Annotated in this window: 20 protein-coding genes; 12 read left to right on the top strand and 8 right to left on the bottom strand. The window is 72.6% G+C overall.

Going from position 1 to position 26,066, the window contains the following annotated elements:
- Positions 1–113: 113 nt before the first annotated feature.
- A complete protein-coding gene (locus ACWCRA_RS15900) occupies positions 114–836 on the bottom strand; it encodes a hypothetical protein (RefSeq protein ID WP_351550316.1) in 723 nt (240 codons plus the stop codon).
- A gap of 92 nt (positions 837–928) precedes the next feature.
- Positions 929–2,755, bottom strand: coding sequence for an acyl-CoA dehydrogenase (locus ACWCRA_RS15895; RefSeq protein ID WP_351550313.1), 1,827 nt, complete (start codon positions 2,753–2,755; stop codon positions 929–931).
- A gap of 137 nt (positions 2,756–2,892) precedes the next feature.
- On the opposite strand from ACWCRA_RS15895, the gene ACWCRA_RS15890 reads away from it, so the two are divergent.
- The 3 genes from ACWCRA_RS15890 (at position 2,893) to ACWCRA_RS15880 (ending at position 5,602) form a co-directional block, all read left to right on the top strand.
- On the top strand, positions 2,893–3,351 hold the full coding sequence (locus ACWCRA_RS15890; protein ID WP_351550310.1) for an SseB family protein: 459 nt from the start codon (positions 2,893–2,895) through the stop codon (positions 3,349–3,351).
- A gap of 164 nt (positions 3,352–3,515) precedes the next feature.
- Entirely contained in the window at positions 3,516–4,472 is a 957-nt protein-coding gene (locus ACWCRA_RS15885; protein WP_351550307.1) for a pirin family protein, read from the top strand.
- A gap of 80 nt (positions 4,473–4,552) precedes the next feature.
- The gene (locus ACWCRA_RS15880; RefSeq protein WP_451067859.1) at positions 4,553–5,602 is read left to right on the top strand and encodes an AI-2E family transporter; all 1,050 of its coding nucleotides are present in this window, start codon (positions 4,553–4,555) and stop codon (positions 5,600–5,602) included.
- 430 nt (positions 5,603–6,032) lie between these two features.
- On the opposite strand, the gene ACWCRA_RS15875 is transcribed toward ACWCRA_RS15880, so the two are convergent.
- Positions 6,033–8,147 carry an ATP-binding SpoIIE family protein phosphatase gene (locus tag ACWCRA_RS15875; protein ID WP_351559091.1) on the bottom strand — a complete coding sequence of 705 codons (2,115 nt, stop codon included), beginning with the start codon at positions 8,145–8,147 and terminating at the stop codon, positions 6,033–6,035.
- A 168-nt stretch (positions 8,148–8,315) separates the two neighbouring features.
- Here ACWCRA_RS15875 and aspS point away from each other — a divergent pair, with 168 nt between their 5' ends.
- From aspS to ACWCRA_RS15855, 4 genes are all read left to right on the top strand, one after another.
- Positions 8,316–10,088, top strand: coding sequence for an aspartate--tRNA ligase (gene aspS / locus ACWCRA_RS15870; RefSeq protein WP_351559093.1), 1,773 nt, complete (start codon positions 8,316–8,318; stop codon positions 10,086–10,088).
- Between the two features lie 220 nt (positions 10,089–10,308).
- Complete coding sequence (locus ACWCRA_RS15865; RefSeq protein WP_351559109.1) at positions 10,309–10,836, top strand: SigE family RNA polymerase sigma factor; 528 nt, start codon at positions 10,309–10,311, stop codon at positions 10,834–10,836.
- Positions 10,820–11,647, top strand: coding sequence for a hypothetical protein (locus ACWCRA_RS15860; protein ID WP_351559095.1), 828 nt, complete (start codon positions 10,820–10,822; stop codon positions 11,645–11,647). Before ACWCRA_RS15865 ends, ACWCRA_RS15860 begins: the two co-directional genes overlap by 17 nt.
- Before the next feature lie 11 nt (positions 11,648–11,658).
- Positions 11,659–12,546, top strand: a complete 888-nt coding sequence (locus tag ACWCRA_RS15855) for a L,D-transpeptidase family protein (RefSeq protein ID WP_451067858.1) — start codon at positions 11,659–11,661, stop codon at positions 12,544–12,546.
- Positions 12,547–12,680: 134 nt separating this feature from the next.
- On the opposite strand, the gene metG is transcribed toward ACWCRA_RS15855, so the two are convergent.
- The gene (gene metG, locus ACWCRA_RS15850; RefSeq protein WP_351559099.1) at positions 12,681–14,300 is read right to left on the bottom strand and encodes a methionine--tRNA ligase; all 1,620 of its coding nucleotides are present in this window, start codon (positions 14,298–14,300) and stop codon (positions 12,681–12,683) included.
- A 188-nt stretch (positions 14,301–14,488) separates the two neighbouring features.
- Between metG and ACWCRA_RS15845 the strand changes: the two genes are divergently transcribed.
- Entirely contained in the window at positions 14,489–15,142 is a 654-nt protein-coding gene (locus ACWCRA_RS15845) for a response regulator transcription factor (RefSeq protein WP_351559101.1), read from the top strand.
- A 197-nt stretch (positions 15,143–15,339) separates the two neighbouring features.
- Positions 15,340–16,464: a sensor histidine kinase gene (locus ACWCRA_RS15840; protein ID WP_451067857.1), complete on the top strand. Its 1,125-nt coding sequence runs from the start codon at positions 15,340–15,342 to the stop codon at positions 16,462–16,464.
- Here the strand turns inward: ACWCRA_RS15840 and ACWCRA_RS15835 are convergent.
- Positions 16,461–18,185: a VWA domain-containing protein gene (locus ACWCRA_RS15835; RefSeq protein ID WP_451067856.1), complete on the bottom strand. Its 1,725-nt coding sequence runs from the start codon at positions 18,183–18,185 to the stop codon at positions 16,461–16,463. The two genes, ACWCRA_RS15840 and ACWCRA_RS15835, sit on opposite strands and share 4 nt — an antisense overlap.
- 361 nt (positions 18,186–18,546) lie before the next feature.
- On the opposite strand from ACWCRA_RS15835, the gene ACWCRA_RS15830 reads away from it, so the two are divergent.
- Both ACWCRA_RS15830 and ACWCRA_RS15825 read left to right on the top strand, forming a co-directional pair.
- Positions 18,547–20,613 carry a PhoX family protein gene (locus ACWCRA_RS15830; RefSeq protein WP_451067855.1) on the top strand — a complete coding sequence of 689 codons (2,067 nt, stop codon included), beginning with the start codon at positions 18,547–18,549 and terminating at the stop codon, positions 20,611–20,613.
- Between the two features lie 100 nt (positions 20,614–20,713).
- Positions 20,714–21,103 (top strand): RNA-binding S4 domain-containing protein, encoded by a 390-nt coding sequence (locus tag ACWCRA_RS15825; protein ID WP_351559631.1) that lies wholly within the window; start codon positions 20,714–20,716, stop codon positions 21,101–21,103.
- Between the two features lie 11 nt (positions 21,104–21,114).
- Here the strand turns inward: ACWCRA_RS15825 and ACWCRA_RS15820 are convergent, their stop codons facing one another.
- The 3 genes from ACWCRA_RS15820 to ACWCRA_RS15810 all read right to left on the bottom strand — a co-directional run bounded on the left by ACWCRA_RS15820 (position 21,115) and on the right by ACWCRA_RS15810 (position 25,484).
- Positions 21,115–23,118 (bottom strand): FUSC family protein, encoded by a 2,004-nt coding sequence (locus tag ACWCRA_RS15820; RefSeq protein ID WP_451067854.1) that lies wholly within the window; start codon positions 23,116–23,118, stop codon positions 21,115–21,117.
- 180 nt (positions 23,119–23,298) lie between these two features.
- Positions 23,299–24,315, bottom strand: a complete 1,017-nt coding sequence (locus tag ACWCRA_RS15815) for an endonuclease/exonuclease/phosphatase family protein (RefSeq protein ID WP_351559635.1) — start codon at positions 24,313–24,315, stop codon at positions 23,299–23,301.
- 116 nt (positions 24,316–24,431) lie between these two features.
- Entirely contained in the window at positions 24,432–25,484 is a 1,053-nt protein-coding gene (locus ACWCRA_RS15810) for a hypothetical protein (protein ID WP_451067853.1), read from the bottom strand.
- A 183-nt stretch (positions 25,485–25,667) separates the two neighbouring features.
- Here ACWCRA_RS15810 and ACWCRA_RS15805 point away from each other — a divergent pair, with 183 nt between their 5' ends.
- The gene (locus tag ACWCRA_RS15805) at positions 25,668–26,045 is read left to right on the top strand and encodes a hypothetical protein (RefSeq protein ID WP_351559639.1); all 378 of its coding nucleotides are present in this window, start codon (positions 25,668–25,670) and stop codon (positions 26,043–26,045) included.
- Positions 26,046–26,066: the final 21 nt, after the last annotated feature.

Here is a 26,066-nt window from a genome sequence, read left to right as displayed (position 1 = left end):
GGCGTGCGCTGGGGGCGCATGTACGGGGCATGCGCTCGGTGGCCCGGGGCCCGGCCCGTGGGCGGGAGCCCCGGCCTCCTCGCCGGAGCGGGGCGCCCGCCCTCGCGGCGGGGTCAGCCGCCGACGCGGGCGGAGGGCGGTTCGCCGTTCTGCGCCTGGCGGGAGCGCTCGGCGAACATCCCCGCCAGCTCACGGAGTTCACCGTCGCCGCGCCGCTCGGCCTGGAGCCCGCCGGTCTGGACGGCCAGCAGGGTGGTGCCGACACGGATCTGGACGGTGGCCCCCGGGGTCCGTACCGAACTGGTGCCCCGGATGACATCGTGCTGCTCGCCGACGGCGGCGGGGAGCTTCGCGGGGCTCGACAGACCGGTCATCCCGTCGCCGCCGCGCCCCAGCATGGCGGGGTAGGCGGCGGACGCGGACGCGGCGTCCTCATAGGCGTACAGCATGAAGGTGACGGTGCCCGCGCCCTCCTTCAGGAACATGGCGCTGCCCGCCGCGACCGCGTTCTCGCAGATCGGGTCCGTGGTCTTCTTGCCGCAGGTCGGGCCGGTGGGGGCGTTCGCCGCCGTGAGGTCGAAGGCGCTCGCGGGGGCGGCGGCCTTCCAGCCGGGGACGGAGTCGTCGGTGGGCAGCAGCGCCCTGACGGCGGTGTCGTCGAGCCGGGTGGCCCTGACGGAGCCGGTGCCGTCGGGTCCCCCGGGGGCGGCGGAGGCGCTCGGTGTGCTCTTCGCGTCCGTGCCGCCCTGGCCGTCGCCGGAGCCGCACCCCGCCAGCAGCAGTACGGCCGCGGTGACTCCGGCGGCGGTGAACCGCCGGTATCCGGTCACTGTCATGGTCTCTCCCCCTGCTCTCTCTGCGCGTTGATCATACGGACGGCCCGCCCCCCGAGAGGGACGGGCCGTCCGCCGGAGAGCGGGGGCGCGGATCAGAACGCGGCCTCGTCCAGCTCCATCAGCGAGAGGTCGACGTTCTCCGCGAGGGCGCGCTCCACCGAGACGCCCGGCAGGACGTTCGCGGCGAAGAACTTCGCGGCGGCGATCTTGCCCTGGTAGAACGGCACGTCCTTCGCCGTCGCGGTCGGCAGCTTCTCCGCCGCCACGGCCGCGCCGCGCACCAGCAGATAGCCGACGACGACATCGCCGGAGGCCATCAGCAGCCGGGTGGTGTTCAGCCCGACCTTGTAGATGTTGCGGACGTCCTCGCCGGTGGCGATCAGGTCGTTGGTCATCGCGCCGACGATCGCCTCCAGGTCGACGGCGGCCTGGGCCAGCGCGTCCCGGGCGCCGGCCAGCTCCTCGCCGCCGGTGCCGACGGCCAGGAACTTCTTGATCTCCTCGGAGAGGGTGTTCAGCGCCTGGCCCTGGTCACGGACGATCTTCCGGAAGAAGTAGTCCTGGCCCTGGATGGCGGTCGTGCCCTCGTAGAGGGTGTCGATCTTGGCGTCCCGGATGTACTGCTCCAGCGGGTACTCCTGGAGGTAGCCGGAGCCGCCGAAGATCTGGAGGGACTGGGCGAGCTGCTCGTAGGACCGCTCCGAGCCGTACCCCTTGACGATGGGCAGGAGCAGGTCGTTGAGCGCGGTCAGCCCGGCGGTGTCCTCGCCGGCGGTCTCCTTGGCGGCGATCTCGTCCTGCACGGAGGCCGTGTAGAGGACGAGGGCGCGCATGCCCTCCGCGTACGACTTCTGGGTCATCAGGGAGCGGCGGACATCGGGGTGGTGGGTGATGGTGACCTTGGGGGCGGTCTTGTCCGCGAAGTTCACCAGGTCCTGGCCCTGGACGCGCTCCTTGGCGTACTCCAGCGCGTTGAGGTAGCCGGTGGAGAGGGTGGCGATGGCCTTGGTGCCGACCATCATCCGGGCGAACTCGATGATCATGAACATCTGGCGGATGCCGTCGTGCTTGTCGCCGATCAGCCAGCCCTTGGCGGGGTGGCGGTCGCCGAAGGTCATCTCGCAGGTGTTGGAGGCCTTGAGGCCCATCTTGTGCTCGACGTTGGTGGCGTACACGCCGTTGCGCTCGCCCAGCTCGCCGGTCTCCCAGTCGAAGAGGAACTTCGGTACGAGGAAGAGGGAGAGGCCCTTGGTGCCGGGGCCCGCGCCCTCGGGGCGGGCGAGGACGTAGTGGAAGATGTTCTCCGACATGTCGTGCTCGCCGGAGGTGATGAAGCGCTTCACGCCCTCGATGTGCCAGGAGCCGTCCTCCTGCGGCACGGCCCTGGAGCGGCCGGCGCCCACGTCCGAGCCGGCGTCGGGCTCGGTGAGGACCATGGTGGAGCCCCACTGCTTCTCGACGGCGATCGCCGCGATCTTCTTCTGGGCGTCATTGCCCTCCTCGAAGAGGAGGCCGGCGAAGGCGGGGCCCGAGGAGTACATCCACAGGGCGGGGTTGGAGCCGAGGAGCAGCTCCGCGTAGGCCCAGATCAGGGAGCGGGGCGCGGTGGTGCCGCCGATCTCCTCGGGCAGGCCGAGCCGCCAGTACTCCGACTCCATGAAGGCTTCGTAGCTCTTCTTGAAGGAGGCCGGTATGGGGGCGGTGCTGGTCTCGGGGTCGAAGACGGGCGGGTTGCGGTCGGCGTCCACGAAGGATTCCGCCAGCTCGTTCTCCGCGAGGCGGGCCAGCTCTTCGAGGATGCTGCGGGCGGTGTCGACGTCCATCTCCGCGAACGGGCCGGTGCCGTACAGCTTGTCGCGCCCGAGAACCTCGAAGAGGTTGAACTCGATGTCGCGGAGATTCGACTTGTAGTGCCCCATGGCGACGGCTCCGTAGGTTCGGGAGTCTGATGGCGGTCGGCTTACCCAGCTACCAGTAAGTAGCTACGATGATGCTACCCACCAGTAATAAGTTGCAACCCCCCATCGCCCAAATGTGACTCGTTACCCTTGCGGGCATGTACGGCTATGACCAGAGTCAGGGCGCTCACCAGCAGTACGCACCCCAGCAGCCCTACGGGGGGCAGTCGCAGGGGCAGCCGCTGTATCCGGAGCCGTCGCCCCCCTCGCTCGCCGACGCGGTGCGCGCCTTCACCACCGGAACCCTCTCCGCCGAGGACTTCCAGCAGATCTTCGCCACCTCGAAGGTCTACTGCCCGCGCGGCGACAACCCGGGCTTCCTGGCGCTGCACAACACCCAGCAGCCGGTGATCCCGATGTTCACCTCCCTCAAGGAGCTGCGCCGGTACGCGGGCAAGGAGTCCAAGTACTTCGTGATCACCGGGGCGGAGGTGATCGATCTGCTGCCGACCGGGTACGGCTTCGTCCTCGACATGGAGGGGGAGCACCGGATGGTCTTCGACGCCAAGGCGGTGGAGCAGATGGTCGACTTCGCGATGCGCCGGATGTACGGCTGATCATCGGATCGCCTCGTTGTGCGCGGCTTGTGCCGCCCTGTAACCCTGTGGCCGGATCTGGGCCCCGCGGACGCCCGGGAGGAATACCTCCCGGGCGTCTCCGCGTTCTGGGTAGCGGAAAGTTCAGTATTCAACTAAACTGACCGCACAAGGAGGTACTCCCCATGCCCGCTGTGACTGTCGAGAACCCGCTCACCCTGCCGCGCGTCTCCGCCCCCGTGGAGGCCACACCCCGTCCCGTCCTCACGGTGACCACCGCTCCCAGTGGGTTCGAGGGGGAGGGCTTCCCGGTGCGCCGCGCCTTCGCCGGGATCAACTACCGGCACCTCGACCCGTTCATCATGATGGACCAGATGGGCGAGGTCGACTACGCCCCGGGAGAGCCCAAGGGCACCCCCTGGCACCCCCACCGGGGCTTCGAGACCGTCACGTATCTGATTGACGGAACGTTTGTGCACCAGGACAGCAACGGCGGCGGCGGCACCATCCGGAACGGTGACACCCAGTGGATGACCGCCGGGTCCGGACTGCTGCACATCGAGGCTCCCCCGGAGGAGCTGGTCATGTCCGGCGGCCTCTTCCACGGCCTCCAGCTCTGGGTGAACCTCCCCGCGGCCGACAAGATGATGGACCCCCGCTACCAGGACATCCGCGGCGGCCAGGTCCAGCTGCTCACCTCCCCCGACGGGGGCGCTCTGCTCCGCGTCATCGCGGGTGAGCTGGACGGGCACGAGGGCCCCGGCATCACCCACACCCCCATCACGATGATCCACGCCACCCTGCGCCCCGGCGCGGAGATCAATCTCCCGTGGCGGCAGGACTTCAACGGCCTGGCGTACGTCCTGGCCGGCAGCGGCTCCGTCGGCACCGAGCGGCGCCCCGTGCGCAAGGGGCAGACGGCCGTCTTCGGCGAGGGCGGCGCGCTGACCGTCCGGGCGGACGAGTCCCAGGACTCGAACACCCCCGACCTGGAGATCGTGCTGCTCGGCGGGCGTCCCATCCGGGAGCCGATGGCGCACTACGGGCCGTTCGTCATGAACACCCAGGCCGAGCTGAAGCAGGCCTTCGAGGACTTCCAGGCCGGGCGCCTGGGGTCGGTCCCGGCGGTCCACGGGATGTAGCCGGTCCCGGCGCGCCCGCCCGTCACCCGGGCGGGCGCGCCGGGCGGGCCCGGGGCGCGCGGGCGTGGTCGGGTGGAGGGGTGCTGACCCTTCTCCCCGAGCCCGTGCGGCGCCTCGCGGCCTGGTGCGCCGTCGTCCTGCTGGTGGCAGGGGTGGCCGCGGCGGTGCTCTGGGTACTGGGGACCTTCCGGATCGCGGTCACCCCGGTGCTGCTCGCGCTGCTGGGCACGGCGCTGCTCGGGCCGTTCCACCGATGGCTCGTCCGCATGAAGGTGAACCGGTCGCTCGCGGCCGGGCTGACCTGTGTGGCCGTGCTCGCCGTCGTCGGCGGGGCCATGTACATCATCGTGACCGCGCTGATCGACAGCGGCGACCAGATCCTGCTCTCGCTGCGGCGGGCCGCGGAGGGGCTCGTCGAGCACCTCGGGGCGGCCGGGACCTCGGTCAACGACCTCGCCGGCAACGCGAAGGACCTGCTCCAGAAGTTCGGGGGGACGGCGGCCTCCGGGGTGATCAGCGGGCTGGGGGTGGTGGGGCAGGCGATCGCCACCGCCGTCCTCGCGCTGCTGCTGATCTTCTTCTTTCTCCGGGACTCCGACCGGGCGTCCGATCTGGCCCACGCCATCGCGCCGGGGCCGAACGGGGACGCCGTCGAGGCGATGGGGCGGCGTGCCTTCGAGGCCGTCGAGGGGTTCATGCGCGGGACCACCTTCATCGCCCTCATCGACGCGATCCTCATCACCATCGGACTGCTGGTGCTGAGGGTGCCCGGGGCGGTGGGGCTGGGGGCGCTGGTGTTCGTCGGGGCGTACATCCCCTACCTCGGGGCCTTCATCTCCGGCGCGGTGGCGGTGCTGGTCGCGCTCGCCGACCGGGGGTGGGTGATCGGGCTGTGGGCGCTGGGGGTGGTGCTGGCGGTGCAGGTGCTGGAGGGGCATCTGTTGCAGCCGATGATTCAGAGCAGGACGGTGCAGATGCATCCGGCGGTGGTGATGCTGGCGATTACCGCGGGGGCGGGGGTGGCGGGGATTCTGGGGATGCTGCTGGCGGTTCCGGTGACGGCGGCGGCGTTCGGAGTCATCAGCGAACTCCGCGCCCGCTACCCGTCTCCTCCCTCTCCGACCCCTTGACCTCCCGCCCCGAGCCCCGGGCGCCCGCGCCTCAATTCCCCAGACGGGGATGGACCACTCAGCCCGTCTGGGGGCACCTCTCGGAGGCAGCTCCGGGGGAGTTCGAGGACGGACCCTGGTCCACAGGACCCCGCATCCCGCGGGCCCGGTTCGGGGGCCAGCCCCCGAACCCCCGCGCCTCAAACGCCGGCGAGGCTGGATTTCGTGCCTCAGCTCGCCGGAGGGGCTGGGGGCGCGGCTCAATCGCCGGAGGGGCTGGATTTTGTGCCTCAGTTCGCCGGAGGGGCTGGGGGCGCGGCTCAATCGCCGGGGGGGCTGGATTTTGTGCCTCAGTTCGCCGGAGGGGCTGGGGTGGACGGACCCTGTGGCACAGGTGCCCGCGCGCTGCGGAGCCCCGGAAGTCACCAGCACCCCGGAGGGGCCACCCGGATTACGGGGTGGGCTTGGTCGACTCGTGGAGGGTGAACCAGATCGACTTGCCCTCGCCCCGCGGATCAACCCCCCACGCATCCGCCAGCATCTCCATCAGCATCAACCCCCGCCCCGACGACGCCATCTCCCCGGGGCGCCGCTTGTGCGGCAGATCATCGCTGGTGTCCGTCACCTCCACGCGCAGACGGCGGGCGGTGCCCTCGCCCGTGCCGCAGGTGACCTCCGCGGCCAGCAGCGCGTCCCCGTCGGTGTGGACCAGCACATTGGTCAGCATCTCGGAGACCATCAGCACCGCCGAGTCGATCTGCTCCGTGTCCGCCCAGTCGTGCAGCAGCTCCCGCATCTGCTGCCGGGCCGCCGCGATCCGTTCCGGCTCCGCCTGGGCCACCGTCATCGCCGTGCGCCGGGGGGCCTCCCGGACCGGTGCCCCGTCGCGGGCGAGCAGCACGAGCGCGACATCGTCCTCGCGCCGGTCGGCGAGCGGGCCGGTTGTGTAGTGGGAGACCGGGCCGTGCACCGCCTGCACCAGGGAGTCCGCCAGCTCCTCCAGCGAGTCCGGCTCCGTGTGGTTCTCCAGGACCTCCCGCAGCCGCACCCACCCGGTGTCCAGATCGTGCCCGCCGGTCTCCAGCAGCCCGTCGGTGCAGATCATCATCGTCTCGCCGGGCTCCAGCGCCATCCGGGTCGTCGGATAGTCCGAGTCCGGGTCGATGCCCAGCGGCAGCCCGCCCTCGGTGGGCCGCATCAGCACCGTCCCGTCGGCGGTGCGCACCGCCGGCTCCGGGTGGCCGGCCCGGGCGATCTCGATGCCGCCGCTCGCCGGGTCCACCTCCAGATACAGACAGGTCGCGAAGCGGGGGCTGGAGTAGTCGGCCTTCTCGTACGTATCGGTGATGCCGTGCAGAAAGCGGGACGCCCGCGAGAGCACCGCGTCGGGCCGGTGCCCCTCGGACGCGTACGCCCGCAGCGCGATCCGGAGCTGCCCCATCAGCCCGGCCGCCCGCACATCGTGCCCCTGCACATCCCCGATGACCAGCGCGATCCGACCGGACGGCAGCGGGATCATGTCGTACCAGTCGCCGCCGACCTGGAGCCCGCCGCCGGTGGGCACGTACCGCGCCGCCACCGTCATCCCGGGGATCGCGGGCCCCAGCACCGGCATCATCGACCGCTGGAGCCCCAGCGACAGCTCCCGCTCCGACTCCGCGACCCCGGCCCGGGTGAGCGCCTGAGCCAGCATCCGGGCCACCGTGGTCAGCACCGACCGCTCGTCGGGAGTGAAGGCCACCGGGTGGCGGAAGGCCGCCATCCAGGCGCCCATCGTCCGCCCGGCGACGATCAGCGGCAGATACGCCCAGGACTGGCGCCCCAGCCGCTGGGCCAGCGGCCAGCTCGTGGGGTAGCGCCGGCAGTACTCCTCCGGGCTCGGCAGATACACCGCCCGCCCGCCGCGCACCACGTCGGCGGCCGGGTGGTGCGTGTCCAGCCGCATATCGCTGAAAGGATCCTCCCCGGCGCTCTGGTGGCCGTGGTGCCCGATGATCGTCAGCCGCTCGCCCGCGGCGCCGAAGACCGCGAGCCCGTCCGGCGAGAACCCGGGCATGGAGAGCGAGGCCGCCACCCGCAGCACCTCGGCGGTGGACCGCGCCTCCGCCAGCGCCCGCCCGGCGTCCAGCAGGAACGCCTCGCGCGAGCGCCGCCAGTCACCGGTGATGGGGGTGCGGGCCGCCGTGCCCTCGGTGGGCTCGGCGACCTGCTGGAGCATTCCGTCCAGCAGATACGCCCCGTTGTGGAGGACCGGCTTGGAGCGGCTCCGCACGGTACGGACGACCCGGCCCTCGTCGTCGACCACCCGCAGCCTGCCCTCGGCGAGCGTCCCCTCGGCGATGGCCAGCGAGACGACCCCGTTGATCTCGTTCCAGTCGATGGGATGGAAACGGGCCCGTACCACCGACTCGGGGAAGGTGTGGGACGGGGATTCGCCGGGGGCGGCGGGTTCGCAGGGCAGCTCCAGCAGCCGGGCGGCCTCGGAGTCGAGGGTGACGAACCCCGCCGCGTTGTCCCACCGCCACAGGCCGGTTGCGATCGCGGCCAGGACATCCTCGGTGCGCATTGCCTCACTTTATTCCGATCTGGAGCACCATCGTGCCCAGAGCCCCTCCGGGGCCCACTCACGGGGGACAAGCGGTGGCGTGTCCATCCCCATGAGGTGTGTCGGCCCCGGGCGGTAACCTTGACGGACCCGGCCCATCCCAAAATCACCAAGACTGGATGAACGACGATGCATCGGTACAGGTCACACACGTGCGGCGAGCTCCGCGCCTCTGACGTCTCCACCGACGTCCGGCTGAGCGGCTGGCTGCACAATCGCCGAGACCTGGGCGGCATCCTCTTCATCGATCTGCGCGATCACTACGGCATCACCCAGCTGGTGGCCCGCCCCGGCACCGCCGCCAACGAGGCGCTGAGCCACCTCACCAAGGAGACCGTCGTCCGGATCGACGGCACGGTCGTCAGCCGTGGCGCGGACAACGTCAACACCGAGCTGCCCACCGGCGAGATCGAGGTCGAGGTCGCCGAGGTGGAGGTGCTGGGCGCCTCCCAGCAGATCCCGTTCACCATCAACGCGGACGACGGGGTCAACGAGGAGCGGCGGCTGGAGTACCGCTTCCTCGATCTGCGCCGCGAGCGCATGCACCGCAACATCATGCTGCGCAGTGCCGTGATCTCCGCCATCCGGCACAAGATGACCGCGCTCGGCTTCAACGAGATGGCCACCCCGATCCTCACCGCCACCTCCCCCGAGGGCGCGCGCGACTTCGTGGTCCCGTCCCGTCTCAACCCGGGCAGGTTCTACGCCCTGCCGCAGGCGCCGCAGCAGTTCAAGCAGCTCCTGATGATCTCCGGCTTCGACCGCTACTTCCAGATCGCGCCCTGCTTCCGCGACGAGGACGCCCGCGCCGACCGCTCCCCCGGCGAGTTCTACCAGCTCGACGTGGAGATGAGCTTCGTCGAGCAGGAGGATGTCTTCCGCCCGGTCGAGAAGCTGATGACCGAGCTGTTCGAGGAGTTCGGCGGCGGCCGGCACGTCACCTCGCCGTTCCCGCGCATTCCCTTCCGCGAGGCGATGCTGAAGTACGGCAGCGACAAGCCCGACCTCCGGGCCGAGCTGGAGCTGACCGACATCACCGATGTCTTCGAGGGCTCCGCGTTCAAGGCGTTCGCCGGCAAGCACGTCCGCGCGCTGGCGGTGCCGGATGTCGCCGCCCAGCCCCGGAAGTTCTTCGACGGGCTCGGCGACTTCGCCGTCTCGCTCGGTGCCAAGGGCCTGGCCTGGGTGCGCGTGGCCGAGGACGGCTCGCTCTCCGGCCCGATCGCCAAGTTCCTCACCGAGGACAACGTCAGCGTCCTCACCGAGCGCCTCGGCCTCGCCGCCGGCCACGCCGTGTTCTTCGGCGCGGGCGACTTCGACGAGGTCACCAAGATCATGGGCGGCGTCCGGGTCGAGGCCGCCAAGCGCTCCGGCCACTTCGTCGAGGGCGAGTTCCGCTTCTGCTGGATCGTCGACTTCCCGATGTACGAGCGGGACGAGGAGACCGGGAAGATCGACTTCTCCCACAACCCCTTCTCCATGCCGCAGGGCGGGATGAGGGACCTGGAGGAGAAGGACCCCCTCGACATTCTGGCCTGGCAGTACGACATCGTCTGCAACGGCCTGGAGCTGTCCTCCGGCGCGATCCGCAACCACGAGCCCGAGATCATGCTCAAGGCCTTCGAGATCGCCGGTTACGACCGCGACACCGTCGAGCAGGAGTTCGCGGGCATGCTCCGCGCCTTCCGGCTCGGCGCCCCCCCGCACGGCGGCATCGCCCCGGGCGTGGACCGCATCGTGATGCTCCTCGCCGACGAGCCCAACATCCGCGAGACGATCGCCTTCCCGCTCAACGGCAACGCCCAGGACCTGATGATGGGCGCGCCCACCGAGCTGGACGAGTCCCGGCTGCGGGAGCTGAACATCCAGCTCCGCAAGCCGGTGGCCAAGCCCGCCGAGTAGGCCGCCGGTCCGCCGGGCGGCTCCCGCCCGGTCTCCGGAGAGGCCCCGCACCGCCACGGCGGCGCGGGGCCTCTCCGCTGCCTCCCGCCCGCCCGGGGAGGTGCGCCGCCACCCGGGCCAGGCGGCTGAAGAAACCATTCAGCGCGGGCGGGCAACCGGGACCCCGGCCCAGCGCGTTCTCCGGATGTGGACGACCGAGAACAAGGGCGGGGATGGCTGGATGGGCTCCGGGGGCGACGAGGGCGACTTCGAGGCGTTTGTCGCCGCCAGAGGGCCACGGCTCCTCCGGGTGGCCTGGCTGCTGACCGGCGACCGGCATCTCGCCGAGGACCTGCTCCAGACCGCGCTGGCCAAGGTCTGGCCCAAGTGGCACACCGTCGCCCGGGACCATCCCGAGGCGTACATCCGCAGGACACTGGTGCACACCCATGCCTCCTGGTGGCGCCGGCGCTGGCGCGGCGAGGTGCCGCACGGCGAACTGCCGGACGCGGTCGCGTCCTGGGACGCGTACGCCTCCGTCGATCTGGAGCAGTCGCTCGCCTGGGCGATCCGCGCGCTCCCGGTGCGGCAGCGCGCCGTCGTCGTGCTGCGCTACTTCGAGGACCTGAGCGTCGAGGAGACCGCCGAGACCCTCGGCTGCGCGCCCGGCACCGTCAAGAGCCAGGCGTCCAAGGCGCTGCGCACCCTGCGCGCGCTGCTGCCCGACTCCGCGACCGAGAGGCGTGAGCACCATGCGCGAGCCTGTTGACCACGCCGAGGACGAGCTGCGCGTCCTGCTGGAGCGCGCCACCCCCGAGCTGAGCGCCCCCGAGGGGCGGCTCCGCCAGGTGCGGGAGCGGGTCGCCCGCCGGCGCCGCAGACGGGCGGGGGCCGCCGTGCTCACCGTCACCGCCCTCGCGGTCGCCGGGACGCTGCTGCCGCAGACCCTGGACGGCCTCCACCACCGCCCGGACAGCACGGCGTCCCCGGCGGGCACACCCTCCGTGCGCGCAGTGGAGGCCCTGCCCGCCCCCGGCTCCGTCCGGGGCGCCGGACCGCTGCGCTTCTCCGAACTGGAGGGGCTGGCCGTCGACCTGCCGTCGTCCTGGCACGCCCTGGCGGCCCCCGCCGACAGCCGGAACAGCGTGGAGGCGGTCGGATATCTGAGCACCCAGCCGCTCACCTCCCTGGTCCGGCCCTGCGGACGCGACCGGGCGCCGAACTGCGCCCCCGTGGAGCGGCTCGCCCCCGGTGAGGTGCTCATCGAGGTGGACGACCAGACATCCGTCAACCCGGGCAGGGAGAAGACCTCCCGTGCCCTGGGCGAGCCGGCCGGCATGGACCGGTTCTGCGAGCGGATCGGCGGCAGCGCCATGTACACGGCCGAGGTGCTGAACGAGGACCGGTACCACGACCTCAGGAGCGTCTTCAGAGTCTGTGTCACCGACGGCACCTCCGAGCGGACGGTGCGGCAGGCACAGAAGATCGTCGACAGTGCCCGTTACCGGGACAGAAGCGCTCCGGCCGCTCCCCTCACCGAGATCTTCGACAGGCCGCCGACGACCGGCGCCACCCAGTGAAGGGCCCGCGCATGACCTTCCGTACCCTCCCGGTCCGTCTCCCGGTCCGTTCCGCCCGTCCCGCCCCGGCCCGTCCTGTCCGAACGGCCCGTCCTGTCCGTACGGTCCGTACGGTCCGTACGGTCCGTTCCGCGCTCCCGGCCGCCGCGCTGGTCCTCGGTGCGCTGCTCACCGGCTGCTCGGCGGGCGCCGGCGGGACGGCGGACAGCGGTGGCCCCGGCGCCGGGCGGACCGGAGCCGGGGCCTCCGCCGCCGCCGGGCCCGGGGAGCGGCGGGCCGAGCCGCAGGCCGCGCGGCGGGAGGTGGTGCGGGAGATACCCGGCATCGGCCCCCGCACCGGGGACCGGATCGACGAGCGGACCCGTCAGGTCTTCGTCGTCTCCGGCGAGGACATCGACTCCAGCCACTCCACGGCGGCCCTCTGGGAGCGCGACCCCCGGCTCGGCTGGCAGCGCGTCACCGGCCCCTGGCCCGCCCGCAACGCCCACCGGGGCTGGACCGAGGACCACCGCCTCGGCGACCTGCGCTCACCGATCGGGGTGTACGGCCTCACCGACGCGGGCGGTCTGCTCCCCGACCCGGGCAGCAGGCTCCCGTACGACCAGGGCCCGGCCTTCACGGTCGGCGGGACCAACTTCGACGGCGAGCCCCTGAAGGGGGCGTTCGACCATGTGGTGGCGGTCAACTACAACCGCAGGCCCGGGGTGACCCCGCTGGACTGGACCCGTCCGCTCGGCGCGGAGAAGGGCGGCGGCATCTGGATACACGTCGACCACGGCAGCGGCACCCAGGGCTGTGTCGGCCTCGCCGAGCCGAGGGTCGCCGAGCTGCTGAGGCGCCTGGACCCGAAGGACCGGCCGGTGGTGGTGATGGGGCCCGCCGGGTCCCTCGCCCGCTGACCTGGCACCGGTGGGTACGCGCGAAGGACCGCCGGCCCCCTTCCCGGGGCCGGCGGTCCTCTCTCCGGGGCCGGCGGTCCCTCGTCGGGGCCGGCGGTCGTCCCCGTCTCCGCGCACGGAACCGCTGCCGGTCCCTACTGGTCCTTCTTCGGCTCCTCCAGGCGGGGGAAGAGCACCGCGCCCTTCGTCACCGTCGAGCCCACCGGCAGCAGACCCCACGTGCCCGCGTCCCGCACCCGCTGCTCCGCCAGCGCGCCCAGCCCGGCCTCCGCGCCCAGCGACTCCCACAGCGCCTGCGAGGTCTCGGGCATCACCGGGTTCAGCAGCACCGCGACGGCCCGCAGCGACTCGGCGGCCGTGTAGAGGATCGTCGCCAGCCGGGCGCGGCCCTCCGGAGAGTCGTCCTTGGCGACCTTCCAGGGCTCCTGCTCGGTCAGATAGCCGTTGACCTGCTTCACGAACTCGAAGATCGCCAGGATGCCGCCCTGGAAGTCCAGCTCGTCGCCGATCTTCCGGTCCGCCGTCGCGGCGGCCCGCGCCAGGCCGTCCCGGACGGCCGTCTCTGCCTCGCCGGACGCGGTGGCCTCCGGCAGCGCGCCGCCGAAGTACTTGCCGATCATCGCGGCGACCCGGGAGGCGAGGTTGCCGTAGTCGTTGGCCAGCTCGCTGGTGTAGCGGGCGGTGAAGTCCTCCCACGAGAAGGAGCCGTCCTGCCCGAAGGCGATGGCGCGCAGGAAGTACCAGCGGTAGGCGTCGACACCGAAGTGCGAGGTCAGATCCTGCGGCTTGATGCCGGTCAGATTCGACTTGGACATCTTCTCGCCGCCGACCATCAGCCAGCCGTTGGCCGCGATCCGGCCCGGGACCGGCAGTCCGTTCGCCATCAGCATGGCCGGCCAGATGATCGCGTGGAAGCGGAGGATGTCCTTTCCGACCAGGTGCACATCGGCCGGGAAGGTCTCATCGAACTTCGCCGGGTTCTCGTTGTAGCCGACGGCGGTGGCGTAGTTCAGGAGCGCGTCGATCCACACGTAGATCACATGCTTCTCGTCCCACGGCACCTTCACCCCCCAGTCGAACGTGGACCGGGAGATCGAGAGGTCCTGGAGGCCCTGCTTCACGAAGTTCACGACCTCGTTGCGGGCGGACTCGGGCTGGATGAAGCCGGGGTTCGACTCGTACAGCTCCAGCAGCTTCGGGCCGTACTCGCTGAGCTTGAAGAAGTAGTTCTCCTCCTTGAGGAGCTCCACCGGCTTCTTGTGGATGGGGCAGAGCTTCTGCCCGGCGTACTCGCCCTCGCCGTCGATCAGATCGCCGGGGAGCTTGTACTCCTCACAGCCCACGCAGTACGGGCCCTCGTACCCGCCCTTGTAGATCTCGCCCTTGTCGTGGAGATCCTGGACGAACTCCTTCACCCGGTCCGTGTGGCGCTTCTCGGTGGTGCGGATGAAGTCGTCGTTCGCGATGTTCAGATGCTCCCAGAGGGGCTTCCACGCCTCCTCCACGAGCTTGTCGCACCACTCCTGGGGAGTGACCCCGTTCGCCTCCGCGGTGCGCATGATCTTCTGACCGTGCTCGTCCGTGCCGGTGAGGTACCACACCTTCTCGCCGCGCTGACGGTGCCAGCGGGTGAGCACGTCGCCTGCGACGGTCGTGTAGGCGTGGCCCAGGTGAGGAGCGTCGTTGACGTAGTAAATGGGGGTCGAGACGTAGTACGCCGCCGCCCCCTGCTTCTCGGTTCCAGTGGCCGCCATGTCGAAATCCTACTGGCCCCGCGCGGCCCTTCTCACCGCGATAAACCCGTGCGGGCACGGGGGGCGGCCCAGGGAGCCGGGGGGCCGGGGAGACCGGCGAAACACCCCGTGGCGTCAGCGGAACACCCCGTGGCGTTAAGTGGACGGGGACGAACCGGAAGTGGTGCGGACGGGGTGGAGAGGACGAGATGCGGGTACTGGTCGCCGAGGACGAGGCCGCCCTCGCGGAATTGGTCGCCACCGGGCTGCGGCGGGCCGGATTCGCCGTGGACACCGTCCACAGCGGGGACGAGGCCCTCGCCAGTCTGGGGCTGCACGACTACGACGTCGTCGTGCTCGACCGTGATCTGCCCCGGGTGCACGGCGACGAGGTGGCCCGCGCGCTGGTCGCCGCCGCCTCCCGCACCCGGATTCTGATGCTGACCGCCTCGGCCGGTCCGGAGGACCGGGTGGCGGGGCTCGATCTGGGGGCCGACGACTACCTCGGCAAGCCCTTCGACTTCCCGGAGCTGGTCTCCCGGGTCCGGGCGCTGCGGCGGCGCAGCGCCCGGCCCGTGCCGCCGCTGCTGGAGCGGCACGGGGTGCGGCTGGACCCCTCCCGCCGGACGGCCCGGCGCGAGGGGCGGGATCTGGAGCTGTCGCCGAAGGAGTTCTCCGTGCTCCAGCTCCTGCTGGAGGCGGACGGCGCGACGGTCTCGGCGGAGGAGCTGCTGGAGCGGGCCTGGGACGCGCACGCGGACCCGTTCACCGGGGCGGTACGGGTCTGTATGAGCAAGCTGCGGGGGAAGCTGGGGGAGCCGGCGCTGATCCGTACGGTGCAGGGTGTGGGGTACGCGCTGTGAGGCGGGGGGTTTCGGCGGTGCGGGGGGTTTCGGCGGTGCGGGGTGTGCCGGAGGCGCCGGGTGTCTCGGCTGCGCCGGGTGTGTCGGGTGTGTCGGGTGTGTCGGGTGCGCCCGGGGGGCCGGGGGCTCACGAGGGCTCCGGGGGGCCCGGGGCCCGTGGCTCCTCGGGGCGGCGGGTGCACAGGGGCCCCGACGGGATGGGGCCCGGGTCGGCGATCCGCATCCGGGTCGCCTTTGTCCACGGGGTGGCCTTCCTGCTGCTCGGCGGGGTGCTGCTCGGGGTCGTCCGGCTGCTCTCCACCACCGGTGCGGACCCCCGGGCGGAGGCCCTCGCGCCGCCGGCGGCCGTGTCCGCGCAGTCGCTGCAGTCGCTCTTCTGGTCCTTCACCGCGCTGCTGGTGGCGGCGCTCTGCGCGGTGGTGGTGGGGTGGTGGACGGCGGGCCTGGTGCTGCGGCCGGTGCACGCCATGACGGCGAAGGCCCGGCGGCTCTCCGAGCGGACCCTGCACGAGCGGATCGCGGCGAGCGGTCCGGACGACGAGCTGAAGGAGCTGGGCGACACGCTGGACGCGCTGCTGGCGCGGCTGGAGAAGGCGTTCGACAGCCAGCGCCGGTTCATCGCCAACGCCTCGCACGAGCTGCGGACGCCGCTGGCCACCCAGCGCACCGCGATCCAGGTGGGCCTGGCGCCGGGATGCACCGCGGACGAACTGGCCGCCGCCCGGGAGATCCTGCTCGACGCCAACCGCCGCAGTGAACGGCTCATCGAGGGGCTGCTGACGCTGGCGCGCGGGGAGCGGGGGCTGGAGGAGTACGAGGAGGTGGACCTCGGCGAGGCCGTGGCTCAGGAGGCGCTGCGGCACCGGGTGACGGCGCGGATCGGCGGGCCGGGGGGCGGAAGCGGGGCCGGGGGTGGAGTCGGTGCGGGTGCGGGTGCCGGTGCGCGTGCCGGTGTCGTTCGGGGGAACCGGCCGCTGCTCGACCGTCTCGTGGGCAATCTGGTGGCGAACGCCGTGGCCTACAACATCCCCGGCGGGACGGTGTCCGTGCGGGTCGCGGAGGGCGTGATCACGGTGGAGAACACCGGCCCGGTGATCCCCGAGGAGGACATCCCGGCGCTGTTCGAGCCGTTCCGGCGGGGAGAGGGGCGGGACCGGATGGGGCCGGGCGCGGGCCTGGGGCTCTCCATCGTCCGCTCGATCGCCCACGCCCACGACGGAACGGTGACGGCCGGACCGGGCCCGGAGGGCGGTCTGACCGTCACCGTCTCACTGCCGACGGTCACGCCGTCGGTTACGCCGTCGGTCGGCGCCGCCGGCTAGGCGCGGGGGCGCCAGGCCCCGAGGACGCCGTCGTACAGCTCCCCGTCGGGGAGGGTGGCGGGGGTGGGCCCGGCGTGGAAGAAGGCGGCGTTGTCCGCGGCGAGCTTGCGGAGGTAGTCGAAGGCCTTCGCATCGTGCTCGCCGAAGGCGACGAACTGCCAGAAGACGCCCGGGTCCGCCGTGGCCGCCGCACTCAGCGCGGCGGTGGCGGCGGTCTTGGACTCCGGCGCGCCGTCGGTCTGGAAGATCACCAGGGCCGGGCCGGCGGGGCCGCCGGGGACGGACTTGGCGTGGAGGGCGAGAACCTCCTCGATCGCGAGGTGGTAGTTGGTGCGGCCCATCCGGCCGAGTGAGCCGTGCAGCTCATCGATCCGGCCCTCGTACGAGGCGGGGGTCAGCTCGCCCGTCCCGTCGACCTCGGTCGAGAAGAACACGACCCCGACCGAGGGGTCCTCACCGAACTGTGCGGCGAGCGCGAGCGCCTGCTCACCGAGCCGCTGGGCGCTGCCGTCCTTGTAGTACGACCGCATGGACCCGGACCGGTCGAGCACCAGATACACCCGCGCCCGCACCTCCCCGAGCCCCGCCCGCGCCACCGCGGCCCGAGCCGCCTCCTGATGGGGAAGCCCGACGACCGCCACCCCGGCCTCCGCCACGGCGGGGGGTGCCTCGGCGACGGGGGCGGGCTCGGCCTCCACGGCTTCGCCGGCCGGAACGGGCTGGGACACGACAGCCTCGGCGGCCACCGGGTCCTCGGCGGCCACGGGGTTCTCCCCGGTGACCGTGGCGGGCTCGGGCTCGGGCTGCGCCGGGGTGGTGGACTCGGGGTCGGCTGCTTCGGCGACGACCGGGTCCTCGGTGGCGGCGGGAGTCTCGGCCGGTGTGGGTTCGCTGGGGGCGGTTTCGGGTTCCGTTGTGGCTGCCGGGGCGTCGGGCTCGGGTTCTGTTTCTGCCGGGGTGTTCTCGGTGGGCGGGGTGGGGTCGGGGTTGGGCGTCTCGGCGACGACCGGGTCCTCGGCGACGACCGGGTCCTCGGCGGCCACCGGAGTCTCGGCGGCCACCGGGGGCGCGGTGGGCTCCACCGGTGCCTCCGGCTCCGCCGCTTCCTTCTCTTCCTTCTCTTCCTTCGCCTCCGGCTCCACGGCTTCGGCAACCTCGGGGGCTGCTGCCTTCGGGACCTCCACCGGCTCGGGCTCGGGCTCCGGGGTCGTGGACGCCGGCTCGGGCTCCGGGGGCCCGGGTTCCACGGCCTCGGGTGCGGGCGGGGTCTCGGCCGAGGGCTCCGGCTTCGCCGGGGTCTCCTCGGCAGCGGGCTCCACCGAGGGTGCCGGCGGTTCCGGTTCCGTGCGGGCCTGGGAGGGGACCGATGGCGTGCGGGGGCGGGGCTGGGCGTTGTCGAAGGCGGCCGACACCAGGTCGGTCGCCCGGACCTCGGGCGACGCGGAGGCGGGCGCGGGCACGGAGGCGGTGCCGGGCTCCGGAGTGGTCTCGGGAGCCGCCTCGGGCGTGCTCTCGGCCGCGGGCTCCGACGCGGGCGCGGGCGCGGTCTCAGCGGGTGCGGTTTCCGCGGGCGAGGAGGTCTCGGCCGGGGGCGGGACGGTGGGAGGGGTGGCCGGTTCCGTGCGTTCGGACTGGGCGGGTACGGAGGGGGCAGCCGCCGACTCGGTTGGCTCCGAACGATCGCGACCGAACACCTTGCGCAGCAAGCTCCGAATGCCCATGTGCGAGGCCTTTCGCATGAGTTGGGTGCCGTATTCTCCACACTTGGACCAGGTTTGTCCGTGGTATGTCCTGGCCAGGGCGGACACGTAAGGTTAGCCGCCGCCCGCCGCCAACCCCCGCAGGGGCGGTCGACCCCCGCACCGTCCCCGACGTGCCCACCACACATCCACGGCGTGTTCACGACTGAACCCGCACCGCGGCCATTCGGCCGCACCCTGGCCGATAATCCCCACCCCACTCCCCGCATTCACCCGCCGTTCATTCAACGTCCGCCGGTTCGCACGGGTTCCCCTCTAACGTCTCGCCCGGAGAGATTCCGACAGACTGTCGGCGCGGTGTGCGCCGGAGGAGGACCACAAAGTGCGCAGACTGCTGCCGCTCCTGAGCACCAAGCCGCACGCGGGCGGACGATCGGCGCTCACCTGCCGTTACCGCTGTGGGGACGCCTGTTTCCAGGAGGTGCCCAACACCTCCGGCAACGAGTACGCCGGGGACATCATCGCCGGGGCCCTCTCGCGCCGGTCCATGGTGCGCGCCACCGCCGTGGTGACCGTCGCCGCCGCGGCGGGAGCCGCTGCCGTGGCCGGACCGGGCGCCGCCGCCCCCGCCGCGGCGGCCCCTGTCACCGGACGCGGCCACGGACCCGGCCACGGTTCCCGGGACGGCGCCCGTGGCCTGCGCTTCTCGCCGGTCGCCCCCAACCGGAACGACAAGGTCACCATCCCCGCCGGATACACCCAGGAGGTGGTGATCCGCTGGGGCGACCCGATCCTGCGCGGCGCGCCCGCCTTCCACCCGGACCGGCAGACCGCGCGCGCCCAGGCGGGCCAGTTCGGCTACAACAACGACTTCCTCTCCCTCCTCCCGCTCCGGGGCGAGCGGGACCGCCAGGTCCTCGTCGCCAACCACGAGTACACGGACGAGGTCCTCATGTTCCGGGGGTACGACCCGGAGAACCCGACCCGTGAGCAGGTGGAGATCGCCTGGGCGGCCCATGGGCTCTCCGTCGTGGTCGTCGAGGAGGAGCGCGGGTCCGGGCGGCTGACCCCGGTCCGCCGCCATCACCTCAACCGCCGCCTCACCGCGACCAGCCTCTTCGAGATGGCCGGCCCGGCGGCGGGCAGCCCGCTGCTGCGGACCTCCGCCGACCGCACCGGCAGCCGGGTGCGCGGCACGCTCAACAACTGCGCGGGCGGCACCACCCCCTGGGGCACCACCCTGCACGGCGAGGAGAACTTCAACCAGTACTTCGCCAACGCCTCCGGCGAGACCGACCGGCGCTACGGCATCGGCACCGGCGCATCCGAGCGGAAGTGGGAGCGGTTCGACAAGCGCTTCGACGTGGCGCGGGAGCCCAACGAGTCCCACCGTCACGGCTGGGTGGTCGAGCTGGACCCGTACGACCCCGACTTCACCCCGCGCAAGCGCACCGCGCTCGGCCGCTTCAAGCACGAGGCGGCGCAGCCCCGGCTCACCGCCGACGGCCGCCCGGTGGTGTACATGGGCGATGACGAGCGGTTCGACTACTTCTACAAGTTCGTGTCGTCGAAGCGGATGCGGAAGGGCACCTCGCGGGCGGCGCGCGAGCACAACCGCACGCTCCTCGACGAGGGCACGCTGTATGTGGCGAAGCTGACCGGTGACAGCCCGCGGGACATCGACGGCACCGGGAAGCTCCCGGCCGATGGGGAGTTCGACGGCTCCGGCGTATGGATTCCGCTGGCGACCGGCGAGACCTCGCACGTCCCGGGGATGACGGCCGACGAGGTCTATGTCTTCACCCGGGTCGCGGGCGACAAGGTCGGCGCCACGAAAATGGACCGGCCGGAGGATGTCGAGCCCTCGCCGCGCACGGGCCGGGTGTATGTCGCGCTCACCAACAACACCGACCGGGGCAAGCCCGGCAAGCCGGGCGCGGACGAGGCCAATCCGCGGAATCTCAACAAGCACGGCCAGATCCTGGAGCTGGCGGAGAACTGGGACGACCCGGCGGGCGACGGCTTCGCCTGGCGGCTCTTCCTGGTCGCCGGCGACCCCGAGGACCCGTCCACCTACTTCGCGGGCTTCCCCAAGGAGAGGGTCAGCCCGATCTCCTGCCCGGACAATGTCGCCTTCGACCCGCACGGCAACCTCTGGATCTCCACCGACGGCAATCAGCTCGGCTCCCACGATGGGCTCTTCGGGGTGGCGACCCACGGCGAGCGGCGCGGTGAGCTGAAGCAGTTCCTCACCGTGCCGAAGGGGGCCGAGACCTGTGGTCCGGTGATCCAGGAGCGCCGGGTCCTGGTCGCGGTCCAGCACCCGGGCGAGATCGACGGCGCGTCGGTCGAGAAGCCCGCGAGCACCTGGCCCGACGGCCCCGGAAAGCTCGTCCGGCCCTCGGTCGTCGCCGTCTGGCGCAAGGACGGCCGCGACATCGGCGTCTGACCCGGGCCCCGGCCGCCGGGGCGGCCTCTTCCCGGGCCCGCCCCGGCGGCCCGGGAATACCGGCCGCTGTTCCGTGTGCCGGAGCCGTAGAGTCGGACGCATGGAAACCGAAGGGACGGAAGGGTCCGTACGGGTCGACGCCTGGATCTGGTCCGTACGGCTGACCAAGACCCGCTCGCAGGCCGCTGCCGCGTGCAAGGCCGGCCATGTCCGGGTCAACGGCACCCGGGTCAAGCCCGCGCACACCCTGCGGATCGGCGATCAGGTGCGGCTCTTCCACGCGGGCCGGGAGCGGCTGGTGGTCGTCTCCAGGATCGTGCGCAAGCGGGTGGGACCGCCGGTGGCCGTCCAGTGCTTCGTCGACAACAGCCCGCCGCCCCCGCCGAAGGAGTTCACCGCGCCGGTGGCGGTGCGGGACCGGGGCGCCGGCCGCCCGACCAAGCGGGACCGCAGGGACCTGGAGCGCCTCCAGCAGCGCCCGGGCCCCTGACCCGCCCGGTCTCACTCCCCGGGGTGAGCGGGGGCCTTCGGGCCCTCCCCGGCACCGGGACGGCGGGGTCCGCGCACGGGTGAGGTGATCGCGCGGGCCGCCGTCACCTCGTGGCGGAGGGGGGCGAGGACGCCGTCCTCGTCGCCCTCCAGGGCTGTGCGCACCTCCACCAGCACCTCGCTGCTGCGCAGATTCCCCGCCAGCTCGCGCAGTTCGCGCGCGACGCCCGCCACCTCCGGGGGCGACGGCGGGGCGGCGCCGTGGCCGACGCGCACCCGGGCGGCCGTGGTCGCGTCCACGATGCGCTCGACGGCGACCACCAGGGGCCACCAGGCCGCCGCCCGCGCCCCGGTCGGCGGTGGTTCGGTCAGCGCCCGCTGGAACTCGGACCGCACGGCCGACAGCTCGCGGTAGATCCTGCGGCGCCCGCGCACCTGCTCCCCCCGGTCCGCGTCCGGGTCGAAGGCGCACGCCACATATCCGGCGATCTCGTCCACGGCCGCGGCCAGCCGGTCGCCGATCCGGGTGTGCCAGCTCTCCGGCCAGAGCAGATACCCGGCGATCAGCGCGATGGCGCAGCCGAGGAGGCTGTCCAGCAGCCGGGGCAGCACCAGGTCGAAGCCCTCGTGGTTGAGGGTGTCGGAGAGCAGCAGGATCACCGGGGTGATCGCGGCGGTCTGGAAGGCGTACCCCTTCGCGGAGAACCAGGGAATCAGCCCCGCGAGCAGCATCATCACCGGCACGTCCCACCAGCCGCGCGGCACCGCGGCGAGCACGGGGGCCGCGACGAGCAGCCCCGCGGCGGTGCCGAGGGCGCGCAGGACCGCGCGGGAGAAGACCGAGCCGAAGTCCGGCTTCAGGACGAAGGTGACGGTGAGGGCGACCCAGTACGAACGGGGGACCTCCACCAGGGACACCAGCGCCTGGGCGAGCCCGATGCACAGCGCCAGCCGTGCGCCGTACCGCCAGGACGCCTCGGAGAACAGGACGGCCCGGGCCGTGGTCCGGAACCGGGCGGCGGGTCCCGCCGGGCGGCCGAGGCTGTCCTCCCCGGGGGAGAGGTCCGGGTCCGGCCGGTGCACCACGGCCGCCGCGTGCCGCAGCGCCGCGTCCACCGCCCGGTCGGCGGGGCCCTCCGGCTCGGGCAGCCCCGACAGATCCACCGGCCCGCCCCCGCCCCCGCTGTCGGTGACCGCGTCCGCCAACGCGCGGACGGCGGCGGCGACCGCCGGGCTGCGGGACGCCCTGCCGTACAGATGCGCCGCCGCTGCCGCCTCCAGCAGCGGGATGAGCACATTGAGCTGGGCCAGCAGCCGCACCAACGGGCCGCGCCGGCCGTGCTCGCGGGTGCGCAGCGCCAGGATCAGGTCATAGGCCGTGTTGAGGGCGTCGGTGACCGCCTGGCGCCGCTCCGGGTACGCGGCGGTGCCGGCCGCCGCCAGCAGTTCCGCGACGCCGCGGTAGGCGGCGGCCACCGCCGCCCGCTCCGGTGTCCGGCCGCGCAACGGCCAGCCCAGCAGGGTGAGCACCAGGACGAACAGCCCGCCCAGGGTGAGCAGCAGCGCGGGCATCCAGAGCGGTTCGGGCAGCGGGAGCCCCGCGCCCACCACCGCGTTGAGCAGCAGCACCAGCCCCGAGACGGAGGCGACCGCGCCGATCGACGACACCATTCCGGAGGCCAGCGCCACCAGGGTCAGCACCACCACCGCGAGCCAGCCCTGCCCGTACGCCAGGGTGCCCAGTGTGACCCCGACGGCGCCGAAGAGCTGCGGGACCGCGATATTGAGGATGCGCATCCGGTAGGCGTCGGCGGTGTCGCTGATGACTCCGTTCAGCGCGCCCATGGAGACCAGGGCGCCGTACTCGGGCCGTCCCGCGGCGATGCCCGCGGCGAGCGGCACGGAGAGCGCCACCCCGGCCCGGAGGACCGCCGCCCAGGGCACGGGGGCGGACTGCGGGCGCAGCGTGTTGAGCAGCCACTCGGGTGGGGACAGTCGTCCCGCTCGGGTCTCCATGGTCCACACATGCCTCATGGCGCGCCGTAGGGGCAAGTCGCCTCCCGGGGAGGTGCGCGGGGGTGGTCGGGAGGGGTCGGGCGGTGGCCGCCGCCGGTGTCCGGTCGCCGGTGATGGCCGGTGGTGGCCGTGGTGGCCGGTGGGTGGTGGCCCGTGGGGTGATGGTCCGGCGGGGTGGGTTCAGCGGGCGTCGTGGAGGTCCAGGCGGACCAGCAGGGAGCGGTGGTCGGTGTCGCCCAGCTCCAGGAAGCGGGCCCCGCGGACCGAGAACTCACGGCTGATCAGCACATGGTCGATCTGGGCTCCCAGCGGCCGGCTCACCATCGTCGGCCAGGAAGGGGTGCGGGCGGCCCCGCCGAGGTCGGCGCTGTTGCGCAGACCGCCCGCGTCCAGTATTCGGCGGAACGCGGCATGGTCCGGTGTGGCGTTGAAATCGCCGGCGACGATCGCCGGGGCGTCCTTCACCCCCGTCGCGTAGTCCCGCATGCGGCCCAGCTCACCGCGCCACGCGTCGACCCCGCCGGGGATCGGCGGCAGCGGGTGCGCGAGCTGGAGGTGCACCTCCTTGCCCGCGATCTCCGCCACCGAGCCGGGCATGGCGAGCGTGCTCCGGATGCCGGGGGCGGTGCGCAGGGGGTACTTGCTGAGGATCGCCGAGCCGGAGGCCATGGGCCCCTCGACGACATTGCGGTGCGGATAGTCGGCACGGGGGATCTCCGCGGCGAGCGCGTCCGAGCAGGTCTCGGCGCACTCCTGGACGAAGACCAGATCGGGCTTCTCCCGCCGGACCGTCTCCACCAGCGCCCTGGACGCGTTGCCGAACTCGACATTCGAGGTCAGCACTTCGAGCTGGGCCACCACCCGGCCGGAGGGGGTGTCGGCGAGACCGGTGTCGTAGGGCCGGACGAACCAGCCGATGACCGCGAGCACCACCGCCGCCCACACCGACTGCGCCCGCCGGCGCTTGAGCAGGGCGAGCAGCAGTGCCGCCCCGGCCGGCACCAGCAGCCACGGCAGAAAGGCGAGGAGCTGGGGGATCGGTGTCATTCCGTCCACGCCCGCGACCCGGCAGGCCGCGACCACCGTGGGGGCGGACAGCAGCAGGCCCGCGAGCCAGGCGGTGCCCCGGCCACCGGAGCGGCGTACGGAAGCGCCTGGTCCGGCGGCCGGGGCCGCGGTCTGCGCCGTGCTGTCCACAACTGCCTCCGTGCGTGAGGTGATGACGGGAGAGGGCGGTGTGGCGCCTTCGCGAGATGCCACACAGGGATGACGTCAGTCTCACCCACATCGTTCCGGCCAGGGCGGCCGTGGCATCAACTCGACGCAACCGGAGGAGAGCCGCCCGCATCCATCCCCGTCTTCGTCCCCGTCCCTGTCTTCGTCTTCGTCTCCGTCTCCGTCTCCGTATCCGTATCGCTGCCGGTGCCAGTGCCGCTGCCGGTGTCGGGTCCGGTGCCGGGACCGCTGCCGCTGCCGGGGCCCGTGCCCGTCTCCGTCCCGGGGTCCGCCCCGCCGCCGGGGCCCGCGGTCCGCTCCGGCCGCCCGGGCCGTCCGAACCACCAGGTCGCCGCGGCGATGGCGAGACCCGCGCCCATCAGACACCAGGACGCCGTCCGCAGGGTCGCCGTCAGCGCGCCGTACACCGCGTCTGCCGCCGGGTGGTCCACATCCGGCGGCAGATCGTCCAGGGCCGGCGCCCGGCCCACCACGACCGTGAGCAGCAGCAGCGCGCCGCCCACGGCCAGCGCCAGCCCCAGGCCGGCCAGGGCACGCGCCCGGCGCCGCGCGCACAGCAGCGCCGCCACGGCCACCAGGACCGTACCCACCGGGAGCCACACCCCCGCGACCTGGAGCGCGTCGAACACCTCGCGGGCCACGCCGAGCTGGTCCGGCTCCACCACCGTGATCTTCGTTCCCACCACCGGGATCTGCTCCGCGAACGGCACCCCTTCCAGGCTCAGCTGCCGTTTGACCTGCTCGCTCACCGGCGTCAGATCGATACTCGCGGTGTCGCCCTCGTCGCTCGTCAGCGCCTGCTCGACCGCGGTGTGCGCCGCGCGGTTGACCGTGTTCCAGGCGGTCCGGTAGGCATCGGTCCCGGCGAACGACAGCACCGCCTCGTGCACCAGCTCCCGTACCCCCACGGCCAGCGGCCCGGCGTCGACCTTGGCGAGCACCTCCTCGGTGATCCGGTCCGCGACCGCGTTCCGCACGGCCCGGTCCGACGCGAGCGGCGCCATCGCGGTGACATAGCCGTCGGTGTCGCCGATCTCCCGCTCGGCCCACACGGCGAGCACGCTCAGCGGCGTCAGAACGGCCACGAGCGCGATCAGCACCGCCGACACCGCTGAGAGAAGTCTCCGCACCCCTCCAAGGGAACGCGGGTCGCCGCCCGCGCGCGAGCGGTGCACCGCCGACCGGCGGACCTCCCCGGGGACGGACGGCACCGCCGGTCCCGCCGGGCCGGGCGGCGGGACCGCCGAGTTGCCGGGGGCGGACGCCGGGTGCTTCCTGAGAGGAGGAAGGACGCGAGGGAAGGAGCCCCGGTCATGGCCGTTCACGCGACGGTGCCCGCACGGCACCACGGTTCACTCTCCTGGGCGGTACCGCTCGCCCTGGGCGCGTTTTTCGGGTTCTACGCGGGGTTCCTGCACCGCACCGGCAGAGCGGTCGGCTGGGGGGACGTCCTGTACGGGGTGGTGGCCGGCCTGATCTTCACGGCGCTGGCCTACGGCCTCGGCCGGGTCCAGAACGCCCTGCCGCGCGAGCTGCGGGCCACCGCCTACGGCGTGCTGTGCGGAATCGCGATCGGGTTCCTGCACAGCCTGACCGGGGACAGCGTGCTGCGCTCGGCGGGAGTGGGGCTGATCCTCGCCGCGGTCACGCTCGTGGTCTTCTTCTACATCTTCTACCAACGGGAGACGTGAGAACGCCGCCGCCGACTGCCG

The sequence above is a fragment of the Streptomyces sp. NPDC001889 genome, assembly GCF_053594535.1.
The sequence above is the reverse complement of the archived record's forward strand: the minus strand, read 5'-3'. Positions and strand labels throughout refer to the sequence as shown.

Excerpts from the sequence above, each read along its gene's own strand:
- ACWCRA_RS15900 (WP_351550316.1), bottom strand. The coding sequence starts at position 836 with ATGACAGTGACCGGATACCGGCGGTTCACCGCCGCCGGAGTCACCGCG.
- ACWCRA_RS15895 (WP_351550313.1), bottom strand. The coding sequence starts at position 2,755 with ATGGGGCACTACAAGTCGAATCTCCGCGACATCGAGTTCAACCTCTTC.
- ACWCRA_RS15890 (WP_351550310.1), top strand. The coding sequence starts at position 2,893 with ATGTACGGCTATGACCAGAGTCAGGGCGCTCACCAGCAGTACGCACCC.
- ACWCRA_RS15885 (WP_351550307.1), top strand. The coding sequence starts at position 3,516 with ATGCCCGCTGTGACTGTCGAGAACCCGCTCACCCTGCCGCGCGTCTCC.
- ACWCRA_RS15875 (WP_351559091.1), bottom strand. The coding sequence starts at position 8,147 with ATGCGCACCGAGGATGTCCTGGCCGCGATCGCAACCGGCCTGTGGCGG.
- aspS (WP_351559093.1), top strand. The coding sequence starts at position 8,316 with ATGCATCGGTACAGGTCACACACGTGCGGCGAGCTCCGCGCCTCTGAC.
- ACWCRA_RS15865 (WP_351559109.1), top strand. The coding sequence starts at position 10,309 with ATGGGCTCCGGGGGCGACGAGGGCGACTTCGAGGCGTTTGTCGCCGCC.
- ACWCRA_RS15860 (WP_351559095.1), top strand. The coding sequence starts at position 10,820 with ATGCGCGAGCCTGTTGACCACGCCGAGGACGAGCTGCGCGTCCTGCTG.
- ACWCRA_RS15855 (WP_451067858.1), top strand. The coding sequence starts at position 11,659 with ATGACCTTCCGTACCCTCCCGGTCCGTCTCCCGGTCCGTTCCGCCCGT.
- metG (WP_351559099.1), bottom strand. The coding sequence starts at position 14,300 with ATGGCGGCCACTGGAACCGAGAAGCAGGGGGCGGCGGCGTACTACGTC.
- ACWCRA_RS15845 (WP_351559101.1), top strand. The coding sequence starts at position 14,489 with ATGCGGGTACTGGTCGCCGAGGACGAGGCCGCCCTCGCGGAATTGGTC.
- ACWCRA_RS15840 (WP_451067857.1), top strand. The coding sequence starts at position 15,340 with ATGGGGCCCGGGTCGGCGATCCGCATCCGGGTCGCCTTTGTCCACGGG.
- ACWCRA_RS15835 (WP_451067856.1), bottom strand. The coding sequence starts at position 18,185 with ATGGGCATTCGGAGCTTGCTGCGCAAGGTGTTCGGTCGCGATCGTTCG.
- ACWCRA_RS15825 (WP_351559631.1), top strand. The coding sequence starts at position 20,714 with ATGGAAACCGAAGGGACGGAAGGGTCCGTACGGGTCGACGCCTGGATC.
- ACWCRA_RS15820 (WP_451067854.1), bottom strand. The coding sequence starts at position 23,118 with ATGGAGACCCGAGCGGGACGACTGTCCCCACCCGAGTGGCTGCTCAAC.
- ACWCRA_RS15805 (WP_351559639.1), top strand. The coding sequence starts at position 25,668 with ATGGCCGTTCACGCGACGGTGCCCGCACGGCACCACGGTTCACTCTCC.